The organism is Streptomyces sp. NPDC006743 (genome assembly GCF_040703815.1).
GTDB lineage: Bacteria > Actinomycetota > Actinomycetes > Streptomycetales > Streptomycetaceae > Streptomyces.
In genome coordinates this window covers 15747-36813 of sequence record NZ_JBEYJA010000009.1, presented here as the reverse complement: position 1 = coordinate 36813, position 21067 = coordinate 15747, and the positions used below count along the sequence as shown (strand labels likewise).

The 21067-nt window shown below is 71.4% G+C and carries 19 protein-coding genes and 1 pseudogene; 11 read left to right on the top strand and 9 right to left on the bottom strand.

Going from position 1 to position 21067, the window contains the following annotated elements; genetic code table 11:
- Positions 1 to 17: 17 nt before the first annotated feature.
- Genes ABZ719_RS10440 through ABZ719_RS10430 form a run of 3 tightly spaced genes read right to left on the bottom strand, consistent with a single transcriptional unit; the run spans position 18 to position 2099 of the window.
- Complete coding sequence (locus ABZ719_RS10440; RefSeq protein WP_366724808.1) at positions 18 to 818, bottom strand: AIM24 family protein; 801 nt, start codon at positions 816 to 818, stop codon at positions 18 to 20.
- Positions 815 to 1465, bottom strand: a complete 651-nt coding sequence (locus ABZ719_RS10435; protein WP_366724807.1) for an AIM24 family protein — start codon at positions 1463 to 1465, stop codon at positions 815 to 817. The genes ABZ719_RS10440 and ABZ719_RS10435 overlap by 4 nt, the downstream gene beginning before the upstream one ends.
- Before the next feature lies 1 nt (position 1466).
- Positions 1467 to 2099, bottom strand: a complete 633-nt coding sequence (locus ABZ719_RS10430) for an AIM24 family protein (RefSeq protein ID WP_037851741.1) — start codon at positions 2097 to 2099, stop codon at positions 1467 to 1469.
- Positions 2100 to 2331: 232 nt separating this feature from the next.
- Between ABZ719_RS10430 and ABZ719_RS10425 the strand changes: the two genes are divergently transcribed.
- Together ABZ719_RS10425 and ABZ719_RS10420 are read left to right on the top strand one after the other, a co-directional pair.
- Positions 2332 to 2676, top strand: a complete 345-nt coding sequence (locus ABZ719_RS10425; protein ID WP_366724806.1) for a DUF3817 domain-containing protein — start codon at positions 2332 to 2334, stop codon at positions 2674 to 2676.
- The gene (locus tag ABZ719_RS10420; protein WP_037851736.1) at positions 2673 to 2969 is read left to right on the top strand and encodes an MTH1187 family thiamine-binding protein; all 297 of its coding nucleotides are present in this window, start codon (positions 2673 to 2675) and stop codon (positions 2967 to 2969) included. Before ABZ719_RS10425 ends, ABZ719_RS10420 begins: the two co-directional genes overlap by 4 nt.
- Positions 2970 to 3226: 257 nt before the next feature.
- Here ABZ719_RS10420 and ABZ719_RS10415 read toward each other — a convergent pair whose 3' ends face one another.
- On the bottom strand, positions 3227 to 4219 hold the full coding sequence (locus tag ABZ719_RS10415) for a DUF5937 family protein (protein ID WP_366724805.1): 993 nt from the start codon (positions 4217 to 4219) through the stop codon (positions 3227 to 3229).
- Positions 4220 to 4298: 79 nt separating this feature from the next.
- Here ABZ719_RS10415 and ABZ719_RS10410 point away from each other — a divergent pair.
- The 4 genes and pseudogenes from ABZ719_RS10410 to ABZ719_RS10395 all read left to right on the top strand — a co-directional run bounded on the left by ABZ719_RS10410 (position 4299) and on the right by ABZ719_RS10395 (position 8303).
- A pseudogene (locus ABZ719_RS10410) lies at positions 4299 to 5581 on the top strand (MFS transporter).
- 33 nt (positions 5582 to 5614) lie between these two features.
- Positions 5615 to 6124 (top strand): MarR family transcriptional regulator, encoded by a 510-nt coding sequence (locus ABZ719_RS10405; protein ID WP_366724804.1) that lies wholly within the window; start codon positions 5615 to 5617, stop codon positions 6122 to 6124.
- A gap of 66 nt (positions 6125 to 6190) precedes the next feature.
- Positions 6191 to 6529 (top strand): DUF3817 domain-containing protein, encoded by a 339-nt coding sequence (locus tag ABZ719_RS10400; protein WP_037851732.1) that lies wholly within the window; start codon positions 6191 to 6193, stop codon positions 6527 to 6529.
- Between the two features lie 73 nt (positions 6530 to 6602).
- Positions 6603 to 8303 carry a methylmalonyl-CoA mutase family protein gene (locus ABZ719_RS10395; RefSeq protein WP_366724803.1) on the top strand — a complete coding sequence of 567 codons (1701 nt, stop codon included), beginning with the start codon at positions 6603 to 6605 and terminating at the stop codon, positions 8301 to 8303.
- Between the two features lie 144 nt (positions 8304 to 8447).
- On the opposite strand, the gene ABZ719_RS10390 is transcribed toward ABZ719_RS10395, so the two are convergent.
- Positions 8448 to 9068 carry a TetR/AcrR family transcriptional regulator gene (locus ABZ719_RS10390; protein WP_366724802.1) on the bottom strand — a complete coding sequence of 207 codons (621 nt, stop codon included), beginning with the start codon at positions 9066 to 9068 and terminating at the stop codon, positions 8448 to 8450.
- Positions 9069 to 9407: 339 nt separating this feature from the next.
- Here ABZ719_RS10390 and ABZ719_RS10385 point away from each other — a divergent pair, with 339 nt between their 5' ends.
- From ABZ719_RS10385 to ABZ719_RS10370, 4 genes are all read left to right on the top strand, one after another.
- Positions 9408 to 10382, top strand: a complete 975-nt coding sequence (locus ABZ719_RS10385; RefSeq protein ID WP_366724801.1) for a tetratricopeptide repeat protein — start codon at positions 9408 to 9410, stop codon at positions 10380 to 10382.
- A gap of 645 nt (positions 10383 to 11027) precedes the next feature.
- On the top strand, positions 11028 to 11702 hold the full coding sequence (locus tag ABZ719_RS10380) for a DUF6230 family protein (RefSeq protein WP_366724800.1): 675 nt from the start codon (positions 11028 to 11030) through the stop codon (positions 11700 to 11702).
- Positions 11703 to 11825: 123 nt separating this feature from the next.
- Entirely contained in the window at positions 11826 to 12335 is a 510-nt protein-coding gene (locus ABZ719_RS10375; RefSeq protein ID WP_366724799.1) for a DUF6114 domain-containing protein, read from the top strand.
- The gene (locus ABZ719_RS10370) at positions 12325 to 13755 is read left to right on the top strand and encodes a hypothetical protein (RefSeq protein WP_366724798.1); all 1431 of its coding nucleotides are present in this window, start codon (positions 12325 to 12327) and stop codon (positions 13753 to 13755) included. Before ABZ719_RS10375 ends, ABZ719_RS10370 begins: the two co-directional genes overlap by 11 nt.
- A 121-nt stretch (positions 13756 to 13876) precedes the next feature.
- Here the strand turns inward: ABZ719_RS10370 and pyk are convergent, their stop codons facing one another.
- The 3 genes from pyk to pta form a co-directional block, all read right to left on the bottom strand.
- On the bottom strand, positions 13877 to 15307 hold the full coding sequence (gene pyk / locus ABZ719_RS10365; RefSeq protein ID WP_366724797.1) for a pyruvate kinase: 1431 nt from the start codon (positions 15305 to 15307) through the stop codon (positions 13877 to 13879).
- Positions 15308 to 15468: 161 nt separating this feature from the next.
- Positions 15469 to 16677 carry an acetate kinase gene (locus tag ABZ719_RS10360; protein ID WP_366724943.1) on the bottom strand — a complete coding sequence of 403 codons (1209 nt, stop codon included), beginning with the start codon at positions 16675 to 16677 and terminating at the stop codon, positions 15469 to 15471.
- Positions 16678 to 16703: 26 nt separating this feature from the next.
- Positions 16704 to 18800, bottom strand: coding sequence for a phosphate acetyltransferase (gene pta / locus ABZ719_RS10355; protein ID WP_366724796.1), 2097 nt, complete (start codon positions 18798 to 18800; stop codon positions 16704 to 16706).
- A 260-nt stretch (positions 18801 to 19060) separates the two neighbouring features.
- Between pta and ABZ719_RS10350 the strand changes: the two genes are divergently transcribed.
- Positions 19061 to 20086 carry an ATP-dependent 6-phosphofructokinase gene (locus ABZ719_RS10350; RefSeq protein ID WP_366724795.1) on the top strand — a complete coding sequence of 342 codons (1026 nt, stop codon included), beginning with the start codon at positions 19061 to 19063 and terminating at the stop codon, positions 20084 to 20086.
- A 220-nt stretch (positions 20087 to 20306) separates the two neighbouring features.
- Here ABZ719_RS10350 and ABZ719_RS10345 read toward each other — a convergent pair whose 3' ends face one another.
- Entirely contained in the window at positions 20307 to 21002 is a 696-nt protein-coding gene (locus tag ABZ719_RS10345; protein WP_366724794.1) for an XRE family transcriptional regulator, read from the bottom strand.
- Positions 21003 to 21067: the final 65 nt, after the last annotated feature.

Here is a 21067-nt window from a genome sequence, read left to right as displayed (position 1 = left end):
ACTCCGCAGACTACCGCTCACAGCCCGAAGCGACGCTGGAGGTCTCCCAGCTGTCCGGGAAGGCGCGGTGCGCCGGCCTGCTGTCCCGGCCCTGCCGGGCCCGCCCCGCCGGGCACCCCGGGCTCGTTCGGCGGGGCCCCCACGGCCTGCTCCGCCATCAGTGCCTCCGACGACTGGAGCAGCACCGTCCCGGCCCCCACGAACTCGAACTGGTGCTCCTCCCCGGAGGCGCCGCCGAGCCCCGTCATCGCACGTAGACCGCCCAGGACGCCGGTCATGTACCCGTGGTCGTAGTGGTGGCACGGGGAGGGGCAGTCGGCCCAGCCGACGAGCGCCTGCGGGTCCACCCGGATCGGGGGCTCCATGAAGACCACCGGCCCGTTCGACGCGGCCACGAACTTTCCGGTTCCGATCAGCGTCAGGAAGCCCGGCACGATCGACTGCTTCAGCGCGAGACTTGGCTGAAAAGCAAGCAAGTTGCCCGAGCGAATGGTCAGGTTGCCGTCGTCCAGGTCGAAGGAGTTCACGTCGAAGGCCCGGTCGGCGAGGAGCATCTTGCCCGAGCCCTCCGCCACCACCCAGTCCGCGGCGTGCAGAGGCGAATGGAACGACGTCCGCACCAGACGGTCCAGCCGCCCGTGCCCGAAGCCGTTGAACTCGATCGCCCCGTAGTAGGCGATCATCTTCCCCTTCTGCAGGAACCACTGGCTGCCCTTCAGCTCCACACAGAAGGTGTAGTGGTTGACGTTGTCGTCGGCCGGCAGGGTCGCCGGGTCGTACACCACGGGCCCGGCGCCGGGCGTTCCGTACGCGCTCACAGCTTCTCCTCCGACGCCTGGACGTAGACCATGCCGCTGCCGCTCAGCTCCAGCTGGAACGCCTCCCCGGACCCCCGCCCCACCATGTCCCGCCAGCCCAGCGCGGCCGACAGCTTGTTGCGGACCTCGCCGTGGTGGGCGACGTAGGCCTGCGGGTCGACGTGGACCGGGCGCTGCGGGGTGATCGGAATCTCCAGGACCCCGCCGTGCGCCATGACCGCCACCGCGCCGTGCCCCTTGAGCGTGGTCGTGAACAGTCCCTGGCCCGTCACCTGACCGCGCACCATGCCCATGACCCCGCCCTGCGAGCCCATGAACATCGTGCCCTGCTGGAGGGTGCCCTCGAAGGCGAGCAGGCGGTCGGCCTCCACGTACAGCGTGTCGCCGGACAGGCCGATCACCTGGACGTGGTGCCCGCCGTGCCCGAAGAAGACCGTGCCGCTGCCCTCCACGGTCATCAGGGGCGTCGCCTCGCCGGCGACCCGGCGTCCGATCATGGACATCAGGCCGCCCTGACCGCCCTGGATGTTCGGGGTGAAGGAGACGTCGCCCCGGTACGCCAGCATCGCGCCCCGCTGACTGAACAGCCGTTGCCCCGGCACGACGGTGGCCTCGACCATCTTCGAGTTGATCTCACGGAAGGTCATCTCACACGTCCCCCGCGATCGTGTTCCGCTCGCTCGGCTGCACGTACACCAGGCCGTCCCCCTCGAAGCGGATCTGGAAGGCCTCCCCGCCGCCCTCGCCGAGGAAGGTGCGGAAGGTCACGCCGGACTGGAACGTCTGCCGCAGGTTCCCCTGGTGCGCGATGTACGCGCCGGGGTCGACGGTCAGCGGGTACTGGGCGCTCACCCGCAGCACCACGGCCGGCCCGTCCGACATGATCGCCGCCTGGCCGTGGCCCTCGACGGTGGTCGTGAACAGCCCGTTGCCCTGCGAGGCGCCGCGCAGCCCCGTGAACGTCGTGCCCGTTCTGAGGGCCGCGTCGGTCGCGAGCAGGTTGCTCGACTCCACGTACAGCTTCTCCCCCTGGAGCCGGACGAGATTGATCTCGGACGCCCGGTCCGCGAACCAGCAGGTCCCCTGCCCCCGCACCTCCATCACGGTCATCTGCTCACCGGTGAGCCGCCGCGTCACCATCCCGCGCAGGCCCTCACCGCCACCTGTCAGCTTCTTGAAGGCCATCTGCCCGTCGTACGCGACCATCGAGCCGTTCTTCGCCTTCACGGCGTCCCCGGTCATGTCGACGGCGAGCACCTTGCTGCCTTGCAGTCGGAACATCGCCACGGACAGAAGGTAGCGGCGAAGGGGGAGGAGAAGACAGGTCCCACGGGTGGAGACGGCCCCTGAGCGTCCCCCTAGGGAATCGAAGACGGATCGAAGACGGATCGACCACGGATCGAAGACCCTAGGGACTGTCCGCTCCCGGTGGTTTGCCACAATGGACGAAACTTTGTGCCTGCGTTCACAAACCCGGCCGCAGCTCCCGTGTCTCTCCCACCGAAGGTGACCTGTGGACATCAAGACCGCCACCGCCCTCCGCCGCCTCCGCCTGGTCTCCGCCCCCGAGGCGGTGAGCTTCATCCTCCTGCTGGTCTGCTCGGTCCTGAAGCGGACCACCGACTTCAACGCGGTCCCCGCGATGGGCTCGATCCACGGCGTCCTCTTCGTCCTCTACGTGATCTTCTGGGCCGACGCCTGGAACCGCACCAAGTGGCCGCTGAAGACCGCCGCCCTCTACTTCGTCCTGTCGGTCCTGCCCACCGGCGGCTTCTTCGCCGAGCGCAAGCTCAAGCGCGAGGCCGAGAACGCGGTCATCGCCTCCCGCGCCCGCCGCGAGGGAGTGGTGAACGCGTGATCGTCGCCTTCTCCGTGACCCCGCTGGGCGTCGGTGAGGACGTGGGCGAGTACGTCGCCGACGCCGTCCGCGTCGTCCGCGCGTCCGGCCTGCCGCACCGCACCGACGCGATGTTCACCTCGATCGAGGGGGAGTGGGACGAGGTGATGGACGTGGTCCGGCGCGCCGTCGCCGCGGTGGAGGCCCGCGCCCCCCGCGTCTCCCTCGTCCTCAAGGCGGACATCCGCCCCGGGGTGACGGACGGCCTCACCTCGAAGGTGGAGACGGTCGAACGGCACCTGGCGGGGGAGTAGCCCCGGCGGGCACCTCGCACCGGACCCGAGGCGGTCGCGCCCCTGTGAGACCGCCCCGGGCCACCTCGGTGTCTCTCATCGCCGCCGTGTCCGTGCCGTGTCCGTGCCGTGTCCGTGCCGTGGCCGGGCACCCGTCCGCCGCCGTGCCCCCTGCCACGCCCCCGGGCGCGGCCGTTGCCGTGGCCCAGCCCTGCCCGCCCCGGCCACCCCGCGGCCGGGCGCACCGCCCCCGCGCCCGCCTGCGCTCCCACCCCCGCTCACCGCGCCTCGCCCCCGGACGCCGCCAGTGCCATCCCCAGCGGTGTCCGCTCGTACAGCACCCGGTGCCCGTACCGCCGCGCCGTGAGCAGCCCCGCGTCCCGCAGCACCGTCAGATGCGCGGACACCGACGAGGGGGCCAGCCCGAGCCGGTGCGCCAGGTCCGACGTCGTCGCCGGGTCGGTCAGCGCGCCCAGCACCGCCGCCCGCCTCCGTCCCAGCAGCCGTACCAGCGCCTGTGCCCCCGCCGTGCCCGGCTCGGTCCACAGCCCCGCCAGGCCCCGCGCCGGATACACCAGCGTCGGCTGCCACGGAGGCTCGAAGCCGCTGATCACCTCCGGCCAGGAGAACACGCTGGGCATCAGCACCAGCCCCTGCCCGCCCAGATCGCGGCCGTGCTCGCCGTGCCAGTCCACGGTCAGCGTCCGCCCGTCCCAGGACAGCCGGCGGTCCAGTTCGGGCAGCAGCGTCTCCAGCCCCACCTCGGCCAGCCGCCGCGAGTGGAAGGCGATGTCGGCCTCCAGCAGCGCCCGCAGCCGCGGCCACTCCGGCTCCACCAGCACCCGCCACGCGGCTTCCAGCAGGTCCGCCAGCTCCCGCACCGCCCGCTCCGGATCCGCCAGCAGCGCCCGGCCTGCCCGCGACCGCAGCGCGCCCGGCGTGTCCGCCAGGGCCCGCCCCAGGTCCTCCCGGGCCGCCACCGGATCGGCCGCCCGCACCGCGGCGATCTCCTCCTCGAACGTCGCCGCGGGACCCAGCGGCGGCGGCCCCAGGAAGTCCGGGCTGTGCCCGCGCCGCGGCATGAGCAGCCACAGCGGCGCCAGGTCCAGCCCGCGGGCGGCCTCCCGGATGCGCCGCAGCCAGTGCGGGTGGTACCCGTGCCGGTCCGGCCGTCCCAGCGTCCGCACCGCCTCCTGCGTCTCCCACAGCGGCGACAGCGCGAACCGGCAGCGCAGCAGGTCGTCGTCGCCGAAACGCAGACGGAACGGCATGCGCACACCCCAGGGGAGGAAGATTCGGCCTGAGCCGAAAGACTAGGGTCCGCGACGGTCCGGCCGCACGCTGCCGTGCATGTCCCAGCGCTACACCCAGGTCTTCGCCGTCCCCGAGTTCCGCGCCGTCTTCGCCGCGCACGCCCTCTCCCTGCTCGGCGTCATCGTCAGTGAGATCGCGCTGTCCGTCCTCGTCTACGACCTCACCGGCTCGCCCCTGCTCAGCGCCCTCACCTTCGCGCTCGGCTTCCTGCCGTACGTGGTCGGCGGCACGCTCCTGGCCGGGCTGGCCGACCGCTTCCCGGCCCGCCGGGTCCTCGTGACGTGCGACCTGGTGTGCGCGGCGTGCGTGGCGCCCATGGTCGCGCCGGGGGCGCACATCGGCGTCCTGCTCGCACTGCGATGCGCCCTCGCCGTCGTCTCACCGGTGTTCCAGGGCACGCGCATGGCGACCCTCGCCGACATCCTCGGCGACGGCGACCTTTCGTCCTGGGCCGCTCCCTGCTGCGGATCGTGTCGCAGAGCGCGCTGCTCGTCGGTTACGGCCTCGGCGGGCTGCTGCTCACCGTGGTCAGCCCCCGGCACGCGCTGCTGATCACCGTGGGCACCTTCCTGGCCTCCGCCGCACTGCTCCGCCTCGGCACCCGGCACCGCCCGGCGCGCACCGGGCAGCCCGGCGCCCTGGTGGGCGACTCGCTGCGCGGCGCCCGGCGGGTGCTCGCCGACCGCAGGACCCGCGTCCTGCTCCTGCTCTTCTGGGTGCCGCCCGCGTTCTCGGTGGTGCCCGAGGCCCTGGCGGCCCCGTACGCCGCGGCGCTCGGCACCGGATCCACCGGGCTCGGCCTGCTGATGTGCGCGCTGCCCGTCGGCACCGTGGCCGGCGAGCTGTACGCGGGCTCACGGCTGGTGCCCGCCGCCCGCGAGCGCATCGCGCTCCCGCTGGTGAGCCTCGCGCTGCTGCCCTACCTCGGCTACGCCCTCCGCCCCGGCCTCGCGCTCTCCCTGCTGCTGCTCCTGGTCTCCGGCGCCGGGTCGGCGTACACGCTGGGCCTGGACCAGTGGTTCGTCGCCGCCGTTCCCGAGGAACTGCGCGGGCGCGCTATGACCCTGCTCACCGCCGGGCTCATGACCGTCCAGGGCGTGGGCATGGCCCTGGCGGGCGTCGCGGCCGAGTTCGCCGGGGTGCGCGCGACGGTCGCGGGGGCGGGGGCCCTGGGCACGGTGGCCTGCCTGCTGCTGGCCGGCGCCGCCCGGCGCACCACGGCTCCCGCACCGGCCGCCCCGCAGACCCGCGGGGACCGCACGGACCGCCCCGCGGCGTCCCGCACGGACCGTCCGGACCGAAAGGCGAGACGGGGCTGACCACGATATGACCGGCGGGTAGGGTCTGGTGCCGTGCCGAAGCCCCTCAGTCTCCCCTTCGACCCCATCGCCCGCGCCGACGATCTCTGGAAGCAGCGGTGGGGAAACGTGCCGTCCATGGCGGCGATCACCTCCATCATGCGCGCGCACCAGATCCTGCTGGCCGAGGTCGACGCGGTGGTCAAGCCGTACGGGCTGACGTTCGCGCGCTACGAGGCGCTGGTGCTGCTCACCTTCTCCAAGGCCGGCGAACTGCCGATGTCCAAGATCGGTGAGCGGCTCATGGTGCACCCCACGTCCGTCACGAACACCGTCGACCGCCTGGTCAGGTCCGGCCTGGTCGCCAAGCGCCCCAACCCCAACGACGGCCGCGGCACCCTCGCCGTCATCACCGACAAGGGCCGCGAGGTGGTCGAGTCGGCCACCCGCGACCTGATGGCGATGGACTTCGGCCTGGGCGCCTACGACGCCGAGGAGTGCGCGGAGATCTTCGCGATGCTGCGGCCCCTGCGCGTGGCGGCGCACGACTTCGACGAGGACTGACGCCCCTGTCGCGGGCAGTGCGCCCCGGGGCAAGATCTCCCGGAACGGACGGTTACGCTCGACCCCATGAAGAAGAGCGTGCTGACCCGCTACCGCGTCATGGCCTACGTCACCGGCGTGCTGCTGGTCCTGCTGACCCTCGGCGTCATCGCCAAGTACGGCCTCCAGATCGACGGCGCGGCGAAGTTCACCACCGTCATCGGTATCGCGCACGGCTGGCTGTACGTGATCTACCTGGTCGTCGCCTTCGACCTGGGCTCCAAGGCGAAGTGGCCGGTGGCCAAGCAGCTGTGGGTGCTGCTCGCCGGGACCGTGCCGACCGCCGCCTTCTTCGTCGAGCGCAGGATCAGCCGCGAGCTGGAGGCCAAGGTCACCGACCGCGCTCCGGCGGTCGCCGAGGCGTAACCGCACCGCCGTACCGCACGCGTACGGCGGTCAGCCGTCGACTTTTACTAGGACGTCCTAGTAAATTTGAAGCATGGACGCTGACGCCATCGAAGAGGGCCGCCGACGCTGGCAGGCCCGGTACGACGCCGCGCGCAAGCGCGATGCTGACTTCACCACGCTCTCCGGGGACCCCGTGGAGCCGGTGTACGGGCCCCGGCCGGGGGACGGGTACGAGGGCTTCGAGCGGATCGGCTGGCCCGGCGAGTACCCCTTCACCCGCGGGCTGTACCCGACCGGCTACCGCGGGCGGACCTGGACCATCCGCCAGTTCGCCGGGTTCGGCAACGCCGAGCAGACCAACGAGCGCTACAAGATGATCCTCGCCGCGGGCGGCGGCGGTCTCTCGGTCGCCTTCGACATGCCCACGCTCATGGGCCGCGACTCCGACGACCCGCGCTCGCTCGGCGAGGTCGGCCACTGCGGGGTGGCCATCGACTCCGCCGCCGACATGGAGGTCCTGTTCAAGGACATCCCGCTCGGCGACGTCACCACCTCGATGACGATCAGCGGGCCCGCCGTGCCCGTCTTCTGCATGTACCTGGTCGCCGCCGAGCGCCAGGGCGTGGACCCCGCCGTCCTCAACGGAACCCTCCAGACGGACATCTTCAAGGAGTACATCGCCCAGAAGGAGTGGCTCTTCCAGCCCGAGCCGCACCTGCGCCTCATCGGTGACCTGATGGAGCACTGCGCCGCGAACATCCCCGCCTACAAGCCGCTGTCCGTCTCCGGCTACCACATCCGCGAGGCCGGGGCGACGGCCGCGCAGGAGCTGGCGTACACCCTCGCGGACGGCTTCGGCTACGTCGAGCTGGGCCTCAGCCGCGGCCTCGACGTGGACGTCTTCGCGCCCGGCCTGTCCTTCTTCTTCGACGCGCACGTCGACTTCTTCGAGGAGATCGCCAAGTTCCGCGCCGCGCGCCGCATCTGGGCCCGCTGGATGCGCGACGTGTACGGCGCGCGGACCGACAAGGCGCAGTGGCTGCGCTTCCACACCCAGACCGCCGGTGTCTCGCTCACCGCCCAGCAGCCGTACAACAACGTCGTGCGCACCGCCGTCGAGGCGCTCGCGGCCGTGCTCGGCGGCACCAACTCCCTGCACACCAACGCCCTGGACGAGACCCTCGCGCTGCCCAGCGAGCAGGCCGCCGAGATCGCGCTGCGCACCCAGCAGGTGCTGATGGAGGAGACCGGCGTCGCCAACGTCGCCGACCCGCTGGGCGGTTCCTGGTACGTCGAGCAGCTGACGGACCGGATCGAGGCGGACGCCGAGAAGATCTTCGACCAGATCAAGGAGCGCGGCCTGCGCGCCCACCCCGACGGCAAGCACCCGATCGGACCGGTCACCTCCGGCATCCTGCGGGGCATCGAGGACGGCTGGTTCACGGGCGAGATCGCCGAATCCGCGTTCCGCTACCAGCAGGCGCTGGAGAAAGGCGACAAGCGGGTCGTCGGAGTCAACACGGCGACCGGCTCCGTCACCGGGGACCTGGAGATCCTGCGGGTCAGCCACGAGGTGGAGCGCGAGCAGGTGCGGGTGCTCGGCGCACGCCGCGGGGCGCGCGACGACGCGGCGGTGCGGGCGTCGCTGGACGCCATGCTGGCCGCCGCGCGGTCGGGGGCCAACATGATCGAGCCGATGCTCCGGGCCGTGCGCGCCGAGGCGACGCTGGGCGAAATCTGCGGGGTGCTGCGCGACGAGTGGGGGGTGTACACGGAGCCGGCCGGGTTCTGAGGCGGCTCGGCGGCGGTGGGGCGGCGGCCAGGAGGGCGTGCGGCGGCGGGCGTCACCGCCGCGCTGAGACCGCTGCCGCCACCGGCGCCGCCCCCGCGCCCGCCCGGCATCCACGGCGCCGCCCGCTCGCGCGGCCGGCGCCCCTCACGGGGACGCGGCGCCCAGCCCCAGCAGCAGCAGGCGGGTGAAACTGCGGACCCACTCCTCGTCGGCCGGTTCCGCGCTGACCAGGGTGCGGTGGACGACCGCGCCCGCGACGACGTCGAAGATGAGGTCGGCGGTGCGGACGGCTTCCCGCGGGTCCGTCTCCGGGGGGAGTTCGCCGCGGGCCTGGGCCCGTGCGCGGCCCTCCAGGACCAGCCGCTTCTGACGCTCCACGATCGAGCCGCGGATCCGCTCGCGCAGGGCGTCGTCGCGGGTCGACTCGGCGACGACGGCCATCAGCCCGCTCTTGGCCTCCGGCCGGGCCAGGATCGCCGCGAACTGCAGGACCACGCCCTCGATGTCGGCCGCCAGGCTGCCGAGGTCGGGCAGCCGCAGCTCGTCGAAGAGTTCGGCCACGGCGTCGACGACCAGCTCGTTCTTGCCGGCCCAGCGGCGGTACAGCGTCGTCTTCGCAACCCCGGCCCGGGTGGCGACGTCTCCCAGGGTGAGCTTCGACCAGCCCAGCTCCACCAGGGCCGCACGCGTGGCCGCCAGGATGGCCGCGTCCGCGGCGGCGCTGCGCGGGCGGCCGGCGCGGGAGGGCGGGGTGCGGCTCTGCATCCCCCGACCCTAACCGGCCGTCTCGCGGCCGTGACCGGGCGGGAAACCGGTGGGACCTGTGTGGTGGTGAGGGAGATCACCGGGAGACGGTTTCGCTGAGGCACTCGGTGCCATTACGCTACGGGTCGTAGCGAAAGCGCGGGCGTGGCCCGTGCGGGCGACGACCACGAGAGCACCGACCACAAGAGCATCACGCACGCGGCACACCCGGTCATCCCTTTGGCCGGAAGCGGACACGGACCATCAGAAACCGGCGCCCGGTGGGGACCAGGCGCCCGGCACGGTCCGGTTCATCCGGCCGTTTTCACTCAGACACGCGGAACGGGGGAGGATAGACGCATGCAGCCACGGAACATGTCCATGAGCGGAGTCGTCGACCTCGCCGCGGTGAAGGCGGCCCAGGAGGCCAAGGCGAAGGCGGAGCAGGCGCGCGCCCAAGCGGCCCGCGAAGGCGGGGCGGGGGCCGTGTCGCCCGCCGACCTCGTCATCGACGTCGACGAGGCCGGCTTCGAACGCGATGTCCTGCAGCGCTCCGCCGAGGTACCGGTCGTCATCGACTTCTGGGCCGAATGGTGCCAGCCCTGCAAGCAGCTGAGCCCGGTCCTGGAGCGGCTGGCCGTCGAGTACAACGGGCGCATCCTCCTCGCCAAGATCGACGTCGACGCCAACCAGATGCTGATGCAGCAGTTCGGGGTCCAGGGGATCCCCGCGGTCTTCGCGGTGGTCGCCGGGCAGGCCCTGCCCCTCTTCCAGGGCGCGGCGGGCGAGGCGCAGATCCGCCAGACCCTGGACCAGCTGGTGCAGGTCGGCGAGGAGCGCTTCGGCCTGACCGGTCTCACCGTCGACCCGGACGCGGTACCGGGCGGTCAGGCCCCCGCACAGGCCCCGGCCGCCGGTCCGCACGAGTCGCTGCTCAACGCGGCGGCCCAGGCGCTGGACGCCGGTGACCTCGGCGGCGCGGTCCAGGCGTACAAGAACGTGCTGGCCGAGGACCCCGCCCACCCCGAGGCCAAACTGGGTCTCGCGCAGGCGGAGTTGCTCCAGCGGGTGCAGAACCTCGACCCGCAGAAGGTCCGTCAGGAGGCGGCCGAGAAGCCCTCGGACGTGCAGGCGCAGATCTCCGCGGCCGACCTGGACCTGGTGGGCGGTCATGTGGAGGACGCCTTCGGCCGGCTCATCGACACCGTGCGGCGCACCGCGGGTGAGGACCGGGACGCGGCGCGGCTGAGACTGCTGGAGCTGTTCGAGGTCGTCGGCGCCGAGGATCCTCGGGTGAGCGAGGCACGCCGGGCGCTGGCACGGGCCCTGTTCTGACCCCCGCCGGGGCCGGGGCGCCGACCAGTCGCTAAACGCCAGGGCCTGTGATGCCCGGGTGAAAGATCTGCCGACGGTTCACCACAGCGGCCGCGCTTTGCCAAAACTTGGCAATCGCGGCCGCTGTTACTGCGAGTAAATGCAGGCTGTCGGTCTGCCCGGTTCCGTCCGGGGATCAACATCTTTGTTCTGCCCATTGTTGCCACCCACCGTCGCCGTTCGGGACCAGCGTGTCGAACGACGGTTATCCGGCCGTTACTAGCGAGTAACGAACCCCCTTGTGCGGGCGGCGAGAATGCACCACGATCGGCGACGCTCGGTCCATTCCCGTACCCCGGCAGCCGGCCGGGACGCGGGATGTCAGGGTCCCCACCGAGCAGGGCCGGCGACAGTGGCGCCGGACCTAGGACAGGGGGGTCTTCGCCGTCCGGCGAAGCCTGTCCAGCAGGGTTGTGCGTGATGCGTGTCAGGCGCGACCAGTGGTTGTCGCTCGGGGGTGATCGCCGGTGATTCGGGCGCGTTGAGCGCCACCGAGCGCGGGCGCTCTCCTTCCCGAGGACGTAGCACTTCTCCCATCCCTGCCCGGCCGAGCCCCCGTCGGGGGCGGGCCGAGGCCAGGAGATGTACGTCCGAGAAGGAGGAAATATGGAGTCCCAGGTGCGTGGCGGGACCAGATGGAAGCGGTTCGCTGTGGTGATGGTGCCCAGCGTTGCCGCCACGGCGGCGATAGGCGTGGCCCTGGCCCAGGGCGCGCTGGCCGCTTCGTTCAGTGTGTCGGGGCAGGAGTTCAAGGTTTCGGCCAAAAAACTGCACGGCACCGGCTTCGCTCAGTACGGGGCGGTCGACTCCGGCTACACCCTCACGGGTGGCAAGGCCACTCGCCCGGTTGCGGTCTCGTCGTTCAAGGACGCGACGATCGAGAGGCTGTGCCAGTCGGTCACCACCCCGATCGGTCTTCCGGGACTCGCCTCGGTCACCCTGCGGTTGGAGGCGGGTAACAGCTCCGAAGAGAAGAAGCAGGTCTCGGCCAACAACCTGTACATCGACGTCGCGGACCTCAACGCCAAGGGCGGTGCCGTCTTCAAAGGCATCGACATCGGCGTCGCGGCCGGTGACACGAGCGAAGCCAAGGGCGGCAAGGGCCCGGGCATGAAGGGCGGCGGCGAGCAGGCCAACCCCTACGGCTTCGCGCAGCAGGCCACTTCGGCGGACCTCTACGACGTGGAGCAGACGGCGTGGGCGACCACCGCCGGCACCTTCACGCTGCCCGGTCTGCACATGTCGCTGTCGACGGACACCAAGAAGGCCGAGTGCTACTAGGCACCTGGTGATGGGCGGGGGGCGTCAGCGGCCCCCGCCCGTCCACAGTCCTCGGCCACGGCCCCACACCCCCCACCACCGCACCACAACTCACAGCAACGCTGCACCAGGGAGCTGTTTTCCATGAGCGCCGAGACTTCCGCCGTGCCCGGGCAGTTCACTCGCCGGAGGCTGCAGTTCCGCGCCTGGCGGGGCAGTCGGCCGTTCTGGGCCGGCCTGTTCGTCCTGCTCGCAGGCTGGCCGATCATGTACTTCCCGTACGCGCATCTCCGGGTCGGCCACCTGACGCTCGCGATGTCCACCACCGCGGGCGCGGGCTCCCTGATCATCGGCGTGCTGCTCGTGGTCCTCGGCATCAGTCTCTGGTTCCAGAAGCACATCAGGGTCTTCGCGGGCGTCGCGTCGATCCTGCTGGGGCTGGTGTCCCTCCCCGTGTCCAACTTCGGTGGCTTCCTCATGGGCTTCCTGCTCGCCCTCTTCGGCGGCGCGATGGCCGTCTCCTGGGCGCCGGGCGTACCGCCCGCGCCGAAGGACGCCGAGGACGCGGACGGTCCGGACGCGGTGGGTGAATCGAACGACCTGTCAGGAACGAGCCCGGCCAACGGGGCGAACGGGAGGCACAGTGCCGGCTGACGAGGTGACCCACGGGGCTGATGTGGAAGAGTCCCGTGCGAGAACCGGGCCGCGCCACGCGGCACCCAAGAGGCCGCTGTTCACCAGGTTCCACATGCCGGCGGGCAAGGCGATAGCGACCGTGGCGATGCCCACGGCGGTCCTCATGGGGATGGGCTTCACGTCCTCGCTGGCGCTCGCCGACACCAACCACACCTCGACCAAGTCCGCGTCGTCGTCCGAGACGATGTCGCCGGAGGACTACAAGAAGTGTGTCGAGGCGCTGGAGAAGTCCAAGGACGACTCCTCGGCCTCGCCGTCCCCTTCCGCCTCCGCGAGCGCCACCGACGCCGCGAAGGACAAGGAGAAGGACAAGAGCAAGGAAAAGGACGGGGAGAAGGCCGAGGGGAACGACGACGGGGGCAGTACGCCGTCTCCGTCGGCCACCGCCTCCACCAGCAAGCCGGACGCGCAGGACGACGCCGTCTCGGGCACGGCCTCTTCGCCGGATTCAGGTTCCGACGACAAGGCGCAGCCCACGGCGTCCGCCACCGCGTCCCCGTCCCCCTCGGCCACGGCGACCAAGAGCGGCGGCCTGCTCGGCGGCCTTGGCGACGCCCTCGGCGACCTCCTGACCGGCGGCAAGCAGGACGCGCAGCCCAGCAACCAGGCCACCACCCCGTCCCCGTCCGCCACCCCCTCGGCGGACGGGACGAAGAAGGACCTGGGCCAAGCCGCGTCCGACACCGTCAAGGACACCACGAAGAAGGTCACCGACACGGTCGACGGCACCGTGAAGGGCGCGACCGACGCGGCGTCCAAGGCGGCCGAGGACACCACCGGCGCGGTCAAGGGCACCGTGAAGGGCACGGTGGACGACGCCACGAAGAAGGCCGGGGACGCCGTCGACGGGGTCACCTCCTCGCCCAGCCCGTCCGCGAGCGCGAGCACGGACCCGGCCGACTGCCCGGCGGCCACCGACGCGCAGGGCGGCGTCGACAACACCGTGCCCCTGGCGGACGACCCGTGGTACCTGGACGCCAGTTCGCTGACGCTCAAGGGCGCGAGCTACAAGGGCGTCGTCCAGGTCAGGACCGCCAACGGCAGCGTCAAGAAGGTCCTGAAGTACGTCATATCCGCGGGTACCGACATCGGTGACCTGCACCAGACGGTGAAGGACAAGCAGGCCGGCAAGACCTATCACGTACAGGCGGCCAAGGGGTCGATGTCCAAGATCACCGGCGGCGACACGGTGATGTACACCGAGAGCATCTCCGGCAACCTGCTCGGACTGCTGCCCATCACGTTCAGCCCGGACAGCCCGCCCCCGCTGGACATCCCGCTGATCTACTTCACCAAGGTCCACGTCGTCCAGGCGGCCCAGTTCGGCGGCAACCTGAACATCCCCGGGATGCACATGTACACCACCGACGGCGTCTGAACGCCGCACCGAGCCCGTTCCGGGAGCCGCAGAACCGAGGGCGCCCCCGCCGGATCCCGGCGAGGGCGCCCTCGAACGCGTACGCGAGCCCGTACGGGCCCGGCCCGGCGACGGACGTACGTCAGTCGCGCTGGCCGCCGCCCAGGTGGTGGACGCGGACCATGTTCGTGGTGCCGGGGACCCCGGGCGGGGAGCCGGCGGTGATGATCACGACATCGCCCTCGTTGAACCGCTTGAGCTTGATCAGCTCCTGGTCGACCAGGTCGACCATCTCGTCGGTGCTGTTGACGAAGGGCACCACGTGCGACTCCACGCCCCAGCTGAGCGCCAGCTGGTTGCGGGTGGACTCGTCGGTGGTGAAGGCGAGGATCGGCTGGGTCGCGCGGTAGCGCGACAGCCGGCGGGCCGTGTCGCCGGACTGGGTGAAGGCCACCAGGCCCTTGCCGCCCAGGAAGTCGGCGATCTCGGCGGCGGCACGGGCCACCGAACCGCCCTGCGTGCGCGGCTTCTTGCCCGGGACGAGCGGCTGCAGGCCCTTGGAGAGCAGTTCCTCCTCGGCCGCGACGACGATCTTCGACATCGTCTTGACGGTCTCGATCGGGTACGCGCCCACGCTCGACTCGGCGGACAGCATCACCGCGTCGGCGCCGTCCAGGATGGCGTTGGCCACGTCGGAGGCCTCGGCGCGGGTCGGACGGGAGTTGGTGATCATCGACTCCATCATCTGGGTCGCCACGATCACCGGCTTGGCGTTGCGCCGGCACAGCTCGATCAGGCGCTTCTGCACCATCGGGACCTTTTCGAGCGGGTACTCGACGGCCAGGTCACCGCGGGCCACCATCACGCCGTCGAACGCCATCACGACGTCCTGCATGTTCTCCACCGCCTGCGGCTTCTCCACCTTGGCGATGACGGGGACGCGGCGGCCCTCCTCGTCCATGACGCGGTGGACGTCGGCGACGTCCTTGGCGTCGCGGACGAAGGACAGCGCCACCATGTCGCAGCCCATGCGGAGCGCGAAACGCAGGTCCTCGACGTCCTTGTCGGACAGCGCGGGCACGTTCACCGCCGCGCCGGGCAGGTTGATGCCCTTGTGGTCGGAGATGACACCGCCCTCGATGACGATCGTCTTCACCCGCGGGCCCTCGACGTCCAGGACCTTCAGCTCGACGTTGCCGTCGTTGATCAGGATCTGGTCGCCGCGCGAGACGTCACCCGGCAGCCCCTTGTACGTCGTGCCGCAGATCTGCTTGTCGCCCGGGACGTCCTCGGTGGTGATCGTGAACTCGTCACCCCGCTCCAGCTCGACCGGGCCCTCGGCGAAGGTCTCCAGCCGGATCTTCGGGCCCTGCAGGTCGGCGAGGACGGCGATGGCCCGGCCGGTCTCCTTGGACGCGGCACGGACGCGGTCGTACCGGCCCTGGTGCTCGGCGTGCGTGCCGTGGCTGAAGTTGAAGCGGGCCACGTTCATGCCGGCTTCGATCAGCGCGACGAGCTGCTCGTGGGAGTCGACCGCGGGGCCGAGAGTACAGACGATTTTCGAACGGCGCATGGGGCGATCCTATCGGTTTGTTTCGCTGCGGAATATTCCGTCTGGTGGAATATACAAATGGGCGGGTCTGCGCTCAGTCGAGTGCCGGTGGGGATGCCGGTCGAATTCGGTTGTCCTCGCTTGTCCTTGATTGTCTTCGCCCGCTCCTCTCCCGCTCCTCCTTACTCGTCCTTTCCGACAAGGGCGTAGGTCTGCGCGGCGATCTCCATTTCCTCGTCCGTGGGGACGACGGCCACGGCGACCCGCGCCCCGTCGGGCGAGATCAGCCGCGCCTCGTCGGCGCGTACGGCGTTCCGCGCGCCGTCCACCGCGAGACCCAGCCCCTCCAGGTCCGCGAGGGCCGCCGCGCGCACGAAGTCCGCGTTCTCCCCGACCCCGGCGGTGAAGGCGACCGCGTCCACGGTGCCGAGTACCGCGTAATAGGCACCGATGTACTTCTTCAGCCGGTGGATGTAGATCTCGAAGGCGAGCCGCGCCTGCTCGTCGCCCTCGTCCATCCGGCGCCGTATCTCCCGCATGTCGTTGTCGCCGCAGAGGCCGAACAGACCGCTCCTCTTGTTGAGGAGAGTGTCGATCTCGTCCATGGACATTCCGCCGACGCGCTGCAAATGGAAGATGACCGCCGGGTCCAGGTCTCCTGAACGCGTGCCCATGACCAGCCCCTCCAGCGGGGTGAGCCCCATGGAGGTGTCTACGCACCGCCCGCCGCGCACCGCCGAGGCGGACGCCCCGTTGCCCAGGTGCAGCACGATCACGTTGACGTCCTCGGGCGCCTTGCCCAGCAGCTCGGCCGTCCTGCGGGAGACGTAGGCGTGCGAGGTGCCGTGGAAGCCGTAGCGCCGCACCCGGAAGCGGTCCGCGAGCTTGGGCTCGATGGCGTAGCGCGCGGCCGGCTCCGGCATGGTGGTGTGGAACGCGGTGTCGAAGACGGCGACCTGCGGCAGGTCGGGGCGGAGCGCGGTGGCGGTGCGGATGCCGGTGAGGTTGGCCGGGTTGTGCAGCGGCGCCACCGGGATCAGCCGCTCGATCTCGGTGAGGACGGCGTCGTCGATGACGGTCGGCTCGGTGAAGAACATGCCGCCGTGCACCACGCGGTGGCCGATCGCGGCCAGCTCGGGGGAGTCCAGGCCGAGCCCGTCCCTGGCCAGCTCCCCGGCGACGGCCTTGAGCGCGCCGTCGTGGTCGGCGATCGGGCCGTTCTGCTCGCGCGTGTCGCCGGTGGCCACACAGGTGTGCTTGAGCCGGGAGGTCTGCTCACCGATGCGCTCCACCAGGCCGACGGCGAGCCGGCTCGCGTCGCGCATGTCGAGGAGCTGGTACTTCAGCGACGAGGAGCCGGAGTTGAGGACGAGGACACGGGTCGCGTTCACGGTGTTCAAGGGTTCTCTCTACGACGTCAGTGGGCGGGGGCGGCCGGGGTGCGGGCCTGGTCCTGGGCCTGGATCGCGGTGATGGCGACGGTGTTGACGATGTCCTGGACCAGGGCGCCGCGGGACAGGTCGTTGACCGGCTTGCGCAGGCCCTGCAGGACCGGGCCGACCGCGATCGCGCCGGCCGAGCGCTGCACGGCCTTGTACGTGTTGTTCCCGGTGTTCAGGTCCGGGAAGACCAGCACGCTGGCCTGCCCGGCGACCTCCGAGCCCGGCAGCTTGGTCGCGGCGACCGACGGCTCCACGGCCGCGTCGTACTGGATGGGACCCTCGATCATCAGGTCCGCGCGGCGCAGCCGCACCAGGTCGGTCGCCTCGCGCACCTTGTCCACGTCGGCGCCCGTGCCGGAGGTGCCGGTGGAGTACGACAGCATCGCGATCCGCGGCTCGACGCCGAACTGGGCGGCGGTGGCCGCCGACTGGACGGCGATGTCGGCCAGCTGCTCGGCGTCCGGGTCCGGGTTGACCGCGCAGTCGCCGTAGACGAGCACCTTGTCGGCCAGGCACATGAAGAACACGGAGGAGACGATCGACGCCTCCGGCTTCGTCTTGATGATCTCGAAGGCGGGCCGGATGGTGGCGGCCGTGGAGTGCACGGAACCGGAGACCATGCCGTCGGCCAGGCCCTGCTGCACCATCAGCGTGCCGAAGTAGTTCACGTCGGAGACGACGTCGTACGCCAGCTCGACGGTGACGCCCTTGTGGGCCCGCAGCCGGGCGTACTGCTCGGCGAAGGAGTCCCGCAGCTCGGAGACGGCCGGGTCGATGAGCTGGGTGTCGCCGAGGTCGATGCCGAGGTCGGCGGCCTTCCTGCGGATGGTGTCGACCGGCCCGAGCAGCGTCAGGTCGCACACCCCGCGGCGCAGCAGCACCTCCGCCGCGTGCAGCACGCGTTCCTCGGTGCCCTCGGGCAGCACGACCCGGCGGACGTCGGAGCGGGCCTGTTCGAGCAGCTTGTGTTCGAACATCATCGGGGTGAGCCGGTCGCTGCTCGGCGCGGAGACCCGCTTGCTGAGGTCGGTGGTGTCGACGTACCGCTCGAACAGGCCGAGGGCGGTCTCCGCCTTGCGCGGGGTGGCCGCGTTCAGCTTGCCCTCCAGGGAGAACAGGCGTTCGGCGGTGGGGAAGCTGTTGCCGGACACCGAGACGACCGGGGTGCCGGGGGCGAGCCGGGCGGCGAGGGTGAGGATCTCCTCGCCGGGCTCCTCGTCCAGGGTGAGCAGCACGCCGGCGATCGGCGGGGTGCCGGCGCTGTGCGCGGCGAGCGAGCCGACCACCAGGTCGGCGCGGTCGCCGGGGGTGACGACCAGGCAGCCCGGTGTCAGCGCCTTGAGCAGGTTGGGCAGCATGGCGCCGCCGAAGACGAAGTCGAGCGCGTCGCGGGCCAGTCCCGAGTCGTCGCCCAGCAGGATCCTGCCGTCCAGGGCATGGGTGATCTGCGCGACGGTCGGCGCGGACAGGGCCGGCTCGTCGGGCACCACGAAGCAGGGCACGGGCAGCCGGCCGGTCAGCCGCCCGGCGATCTCGTCGCGGTCCTCGCGGGCCACCCGGTTGGTGACCATGGCCAGGACGTCGCAGCCCAGGCCGTCGTAGGCGCGGTAGGCGTTGCGGGTCTCGGCGAGCACCGACTCGGCGCTCTGCTTGCGGCCGCCGACGACGGGGAGCACGGAGGCGCCGAACTCGTTGGCGAGCCGGGCGTTGAGGGACAGCTCGTCGGGGAGCTGGGTGTCGGCGAAGTCGGTGCCGAGGACCAGGACGACGTCGTAGTCCCTGGCCACCCGGTGGAAGCGGTCGACGAGGGTGGAGACCAGCTCGTCGGTGCCCTGTTCGGCCTGGAGGGAGGACGCCTCGTGGTAGGCCATGCCGTAGACGGTGGCCGGGTCCTGGGTCAGCCGGTAGCGGGCGCGCAGCAGTTCGAAGAGGCGGTCCGGGCCGTCGTGGACGAGCGGGCGGAAGACGCCCACCCGGTCGACCTGCCGGGTCAGCAGCTCCATGACACCCAGCTCGACGACCTGGCGGCCGTCACCGCGGTCGATGCCGGTCACGTACACGCTGCGGGTCACGCGGGCTCTCCGTTTCGTCGAGTGGGGGGTGCACCGGAGGTACAGAGGACGTACAGGGGTGGCGTACGGCGGACAAAAATCGCCCACCGAGGTGAGCGGAACCCTCTTGACAATACCCCCGCCGCTAGATAAGGCGCCCGTCAGGAGACCGGGGCTCCCGGCGGTCGGCCGCGGCCCCCGGTCAAGACGTGGCCGCCCCCGGGACGTGAAACAATCGGACTGGATCACCGGTGTCAACAGTGGGCAGGAGACACAGCACGATGCGTATCGGAGTTCTCACGGCAGGCGGCGACTGTCCGGGACTGAACGCGGTGATCCGGTCGGTGGTGCACCGAGCGGTCACGACGTACGGCGACGAGGTCATCGGTTTCGAGGACGGTTACGCCGGCCTGCTCGACGGCCGCTACCGCGAGCTGGACCTCAACGCGGTCAGCGGCATCCTGGCCCGCGGCGGCACCATCCTCGGCTCGTCCCGGCTGGAGCGCAACCGGCTGCGGGAGGCGTGCGAGAACGCCTCCGACATGATCCACCGGTTCGGCATCGACGCGCTCATCCCGATCGGCGGCGAGGGCACGCTGACCGCGGCGCGCATGCTCTCGGACGCCGGGCTGCCGGTGGTGGGCGTCCCGAAGACGATCGACAACGACATCTCCTCCACCGACCGCACCTTCGGCTTCGACACCGCCGTCGGCGTGGCCACCGAGGCGATGGACCGCCTGAAGACCACCGCCGAGTCCCACCAGCGGGTGATGGTCGTCGAGGTCATGGGCCGGCACGCGGGCTGGATCGCCCTGGAGTCCGGCATGGCCGCCGGCGCCCACGGCATCTGCCTGCCCGAGCGGCCCTTCGACCCGGCCGACCTGGTCAAGATGGTCGAGGAGCGCTTCGCCCGCGGCAAGAAGTTCGCCGTGGTCTGCGTCGCCGAAGGCGCCCACCCCGCCGAGGGCAGCATGGACTACGGCAAGGGCGCCATCGACAAGTACGGCCACGAGCGCTTCCAGGGCATCGGCACGGCCCTGGCGTACGAGCTGGAGAAGCGGCTGGGCAAGGAGGCCAAGCCGGTCATCCTCGGCCACGTGCAGCGCGGTGGCGTCCCCACCCCCTACGACCGCGTCCTCGCCACCCGCTTCGGCTGGCACGCGGTGGAGGCCGCGCACCGCGGCGAGTTCGGCCACATGACCTCGCTGCGCGGCACCGACATCGTGATGGTGCCGCTCGCGGAGGCGGTGACCGAGCTGAAGACGGTGCCCAAGGACCGCATGGACGAGGCGGAGTCGGTCTTCTAGACCTTCCCGCTCGCCTCGCCCTCCTCGCCCTTCCCGGTCTTCGCCCCTTCGGGCCCTCGGCCCTCGGCCTCCCCCTGGGCCCTCGGAGTCCTCCGGCCCGGCCCTTCCGGCCCGGGTCCCGGCTCCGGGCTCACCGCTCCGGGCCTTCCGGTTTCGGGGGCCTGGGGGCCTTCGGGCTCCGCGCTCTGCGGCGCGGGCTTCCTTCGGCTCCCGGGACGTCCTACGGGGCCGCCTCGACCCGGGTCCAGAAGTGCTCGACGATCCGGTCGAGGAAGTCCCGGCCGGCGTCGCCCGCCTCCCCGGCCGCGCTGGTGCCGCCCCAGCTCAGCGAGGCGACCATCTGCCCCTGGTAGTCCTGGTGCAACTGCTGGAGGACCTTCTCCAGCAGCGCCCGCCGCAGAGGCACCACCTTGCCCACCGGGCGGACGTAACCCTGCCAGCGGGTGCCGACGGCACTGCGCAGCAGGCCGGCGAGCTGCTCCTCGCGCCCGGTGACGGCGACGAAGTCGGGCAGGGCCAGGGCGAGGACCTCGGCCAGCGCGGCCGACTGCCGCTCGGTGCCGCGCCAGTCGTCGCGCTCCTCCATCCGCAGGTAGCGGGGCGGTTCGAGACCGACGGCACGGGCCACGTCCTCCGGCCGCAGACCACGGGCGATGCGGTGCTCGCGCAGGCTGCGCGGCCGTCCGATCAGCTCGCCCGGCGCGCACCACAGCACCCCGGCCAGCCCGGTCAGCTCCGGTCCCGACGGCGAGGCGGCCCCGCGCTCCCAGGCGACCACCAGGTCGGGGGTGACGTACGGCAGCCCGTAGGAGACCCGCATGCCGTGGGCGACGTGCTCGGGCCCCATGCCGAGCGCGGCACGGATCCGCCGGGCGGCGGGGGCGTTGAACGGGAGGGCGGAGGGTGGTGGCTGCACCCGCACAAGCTAGGAGCCCGCGGCGCCGGTGACTACGGGCCGTTCCCACAGGATGACGGGTTGTA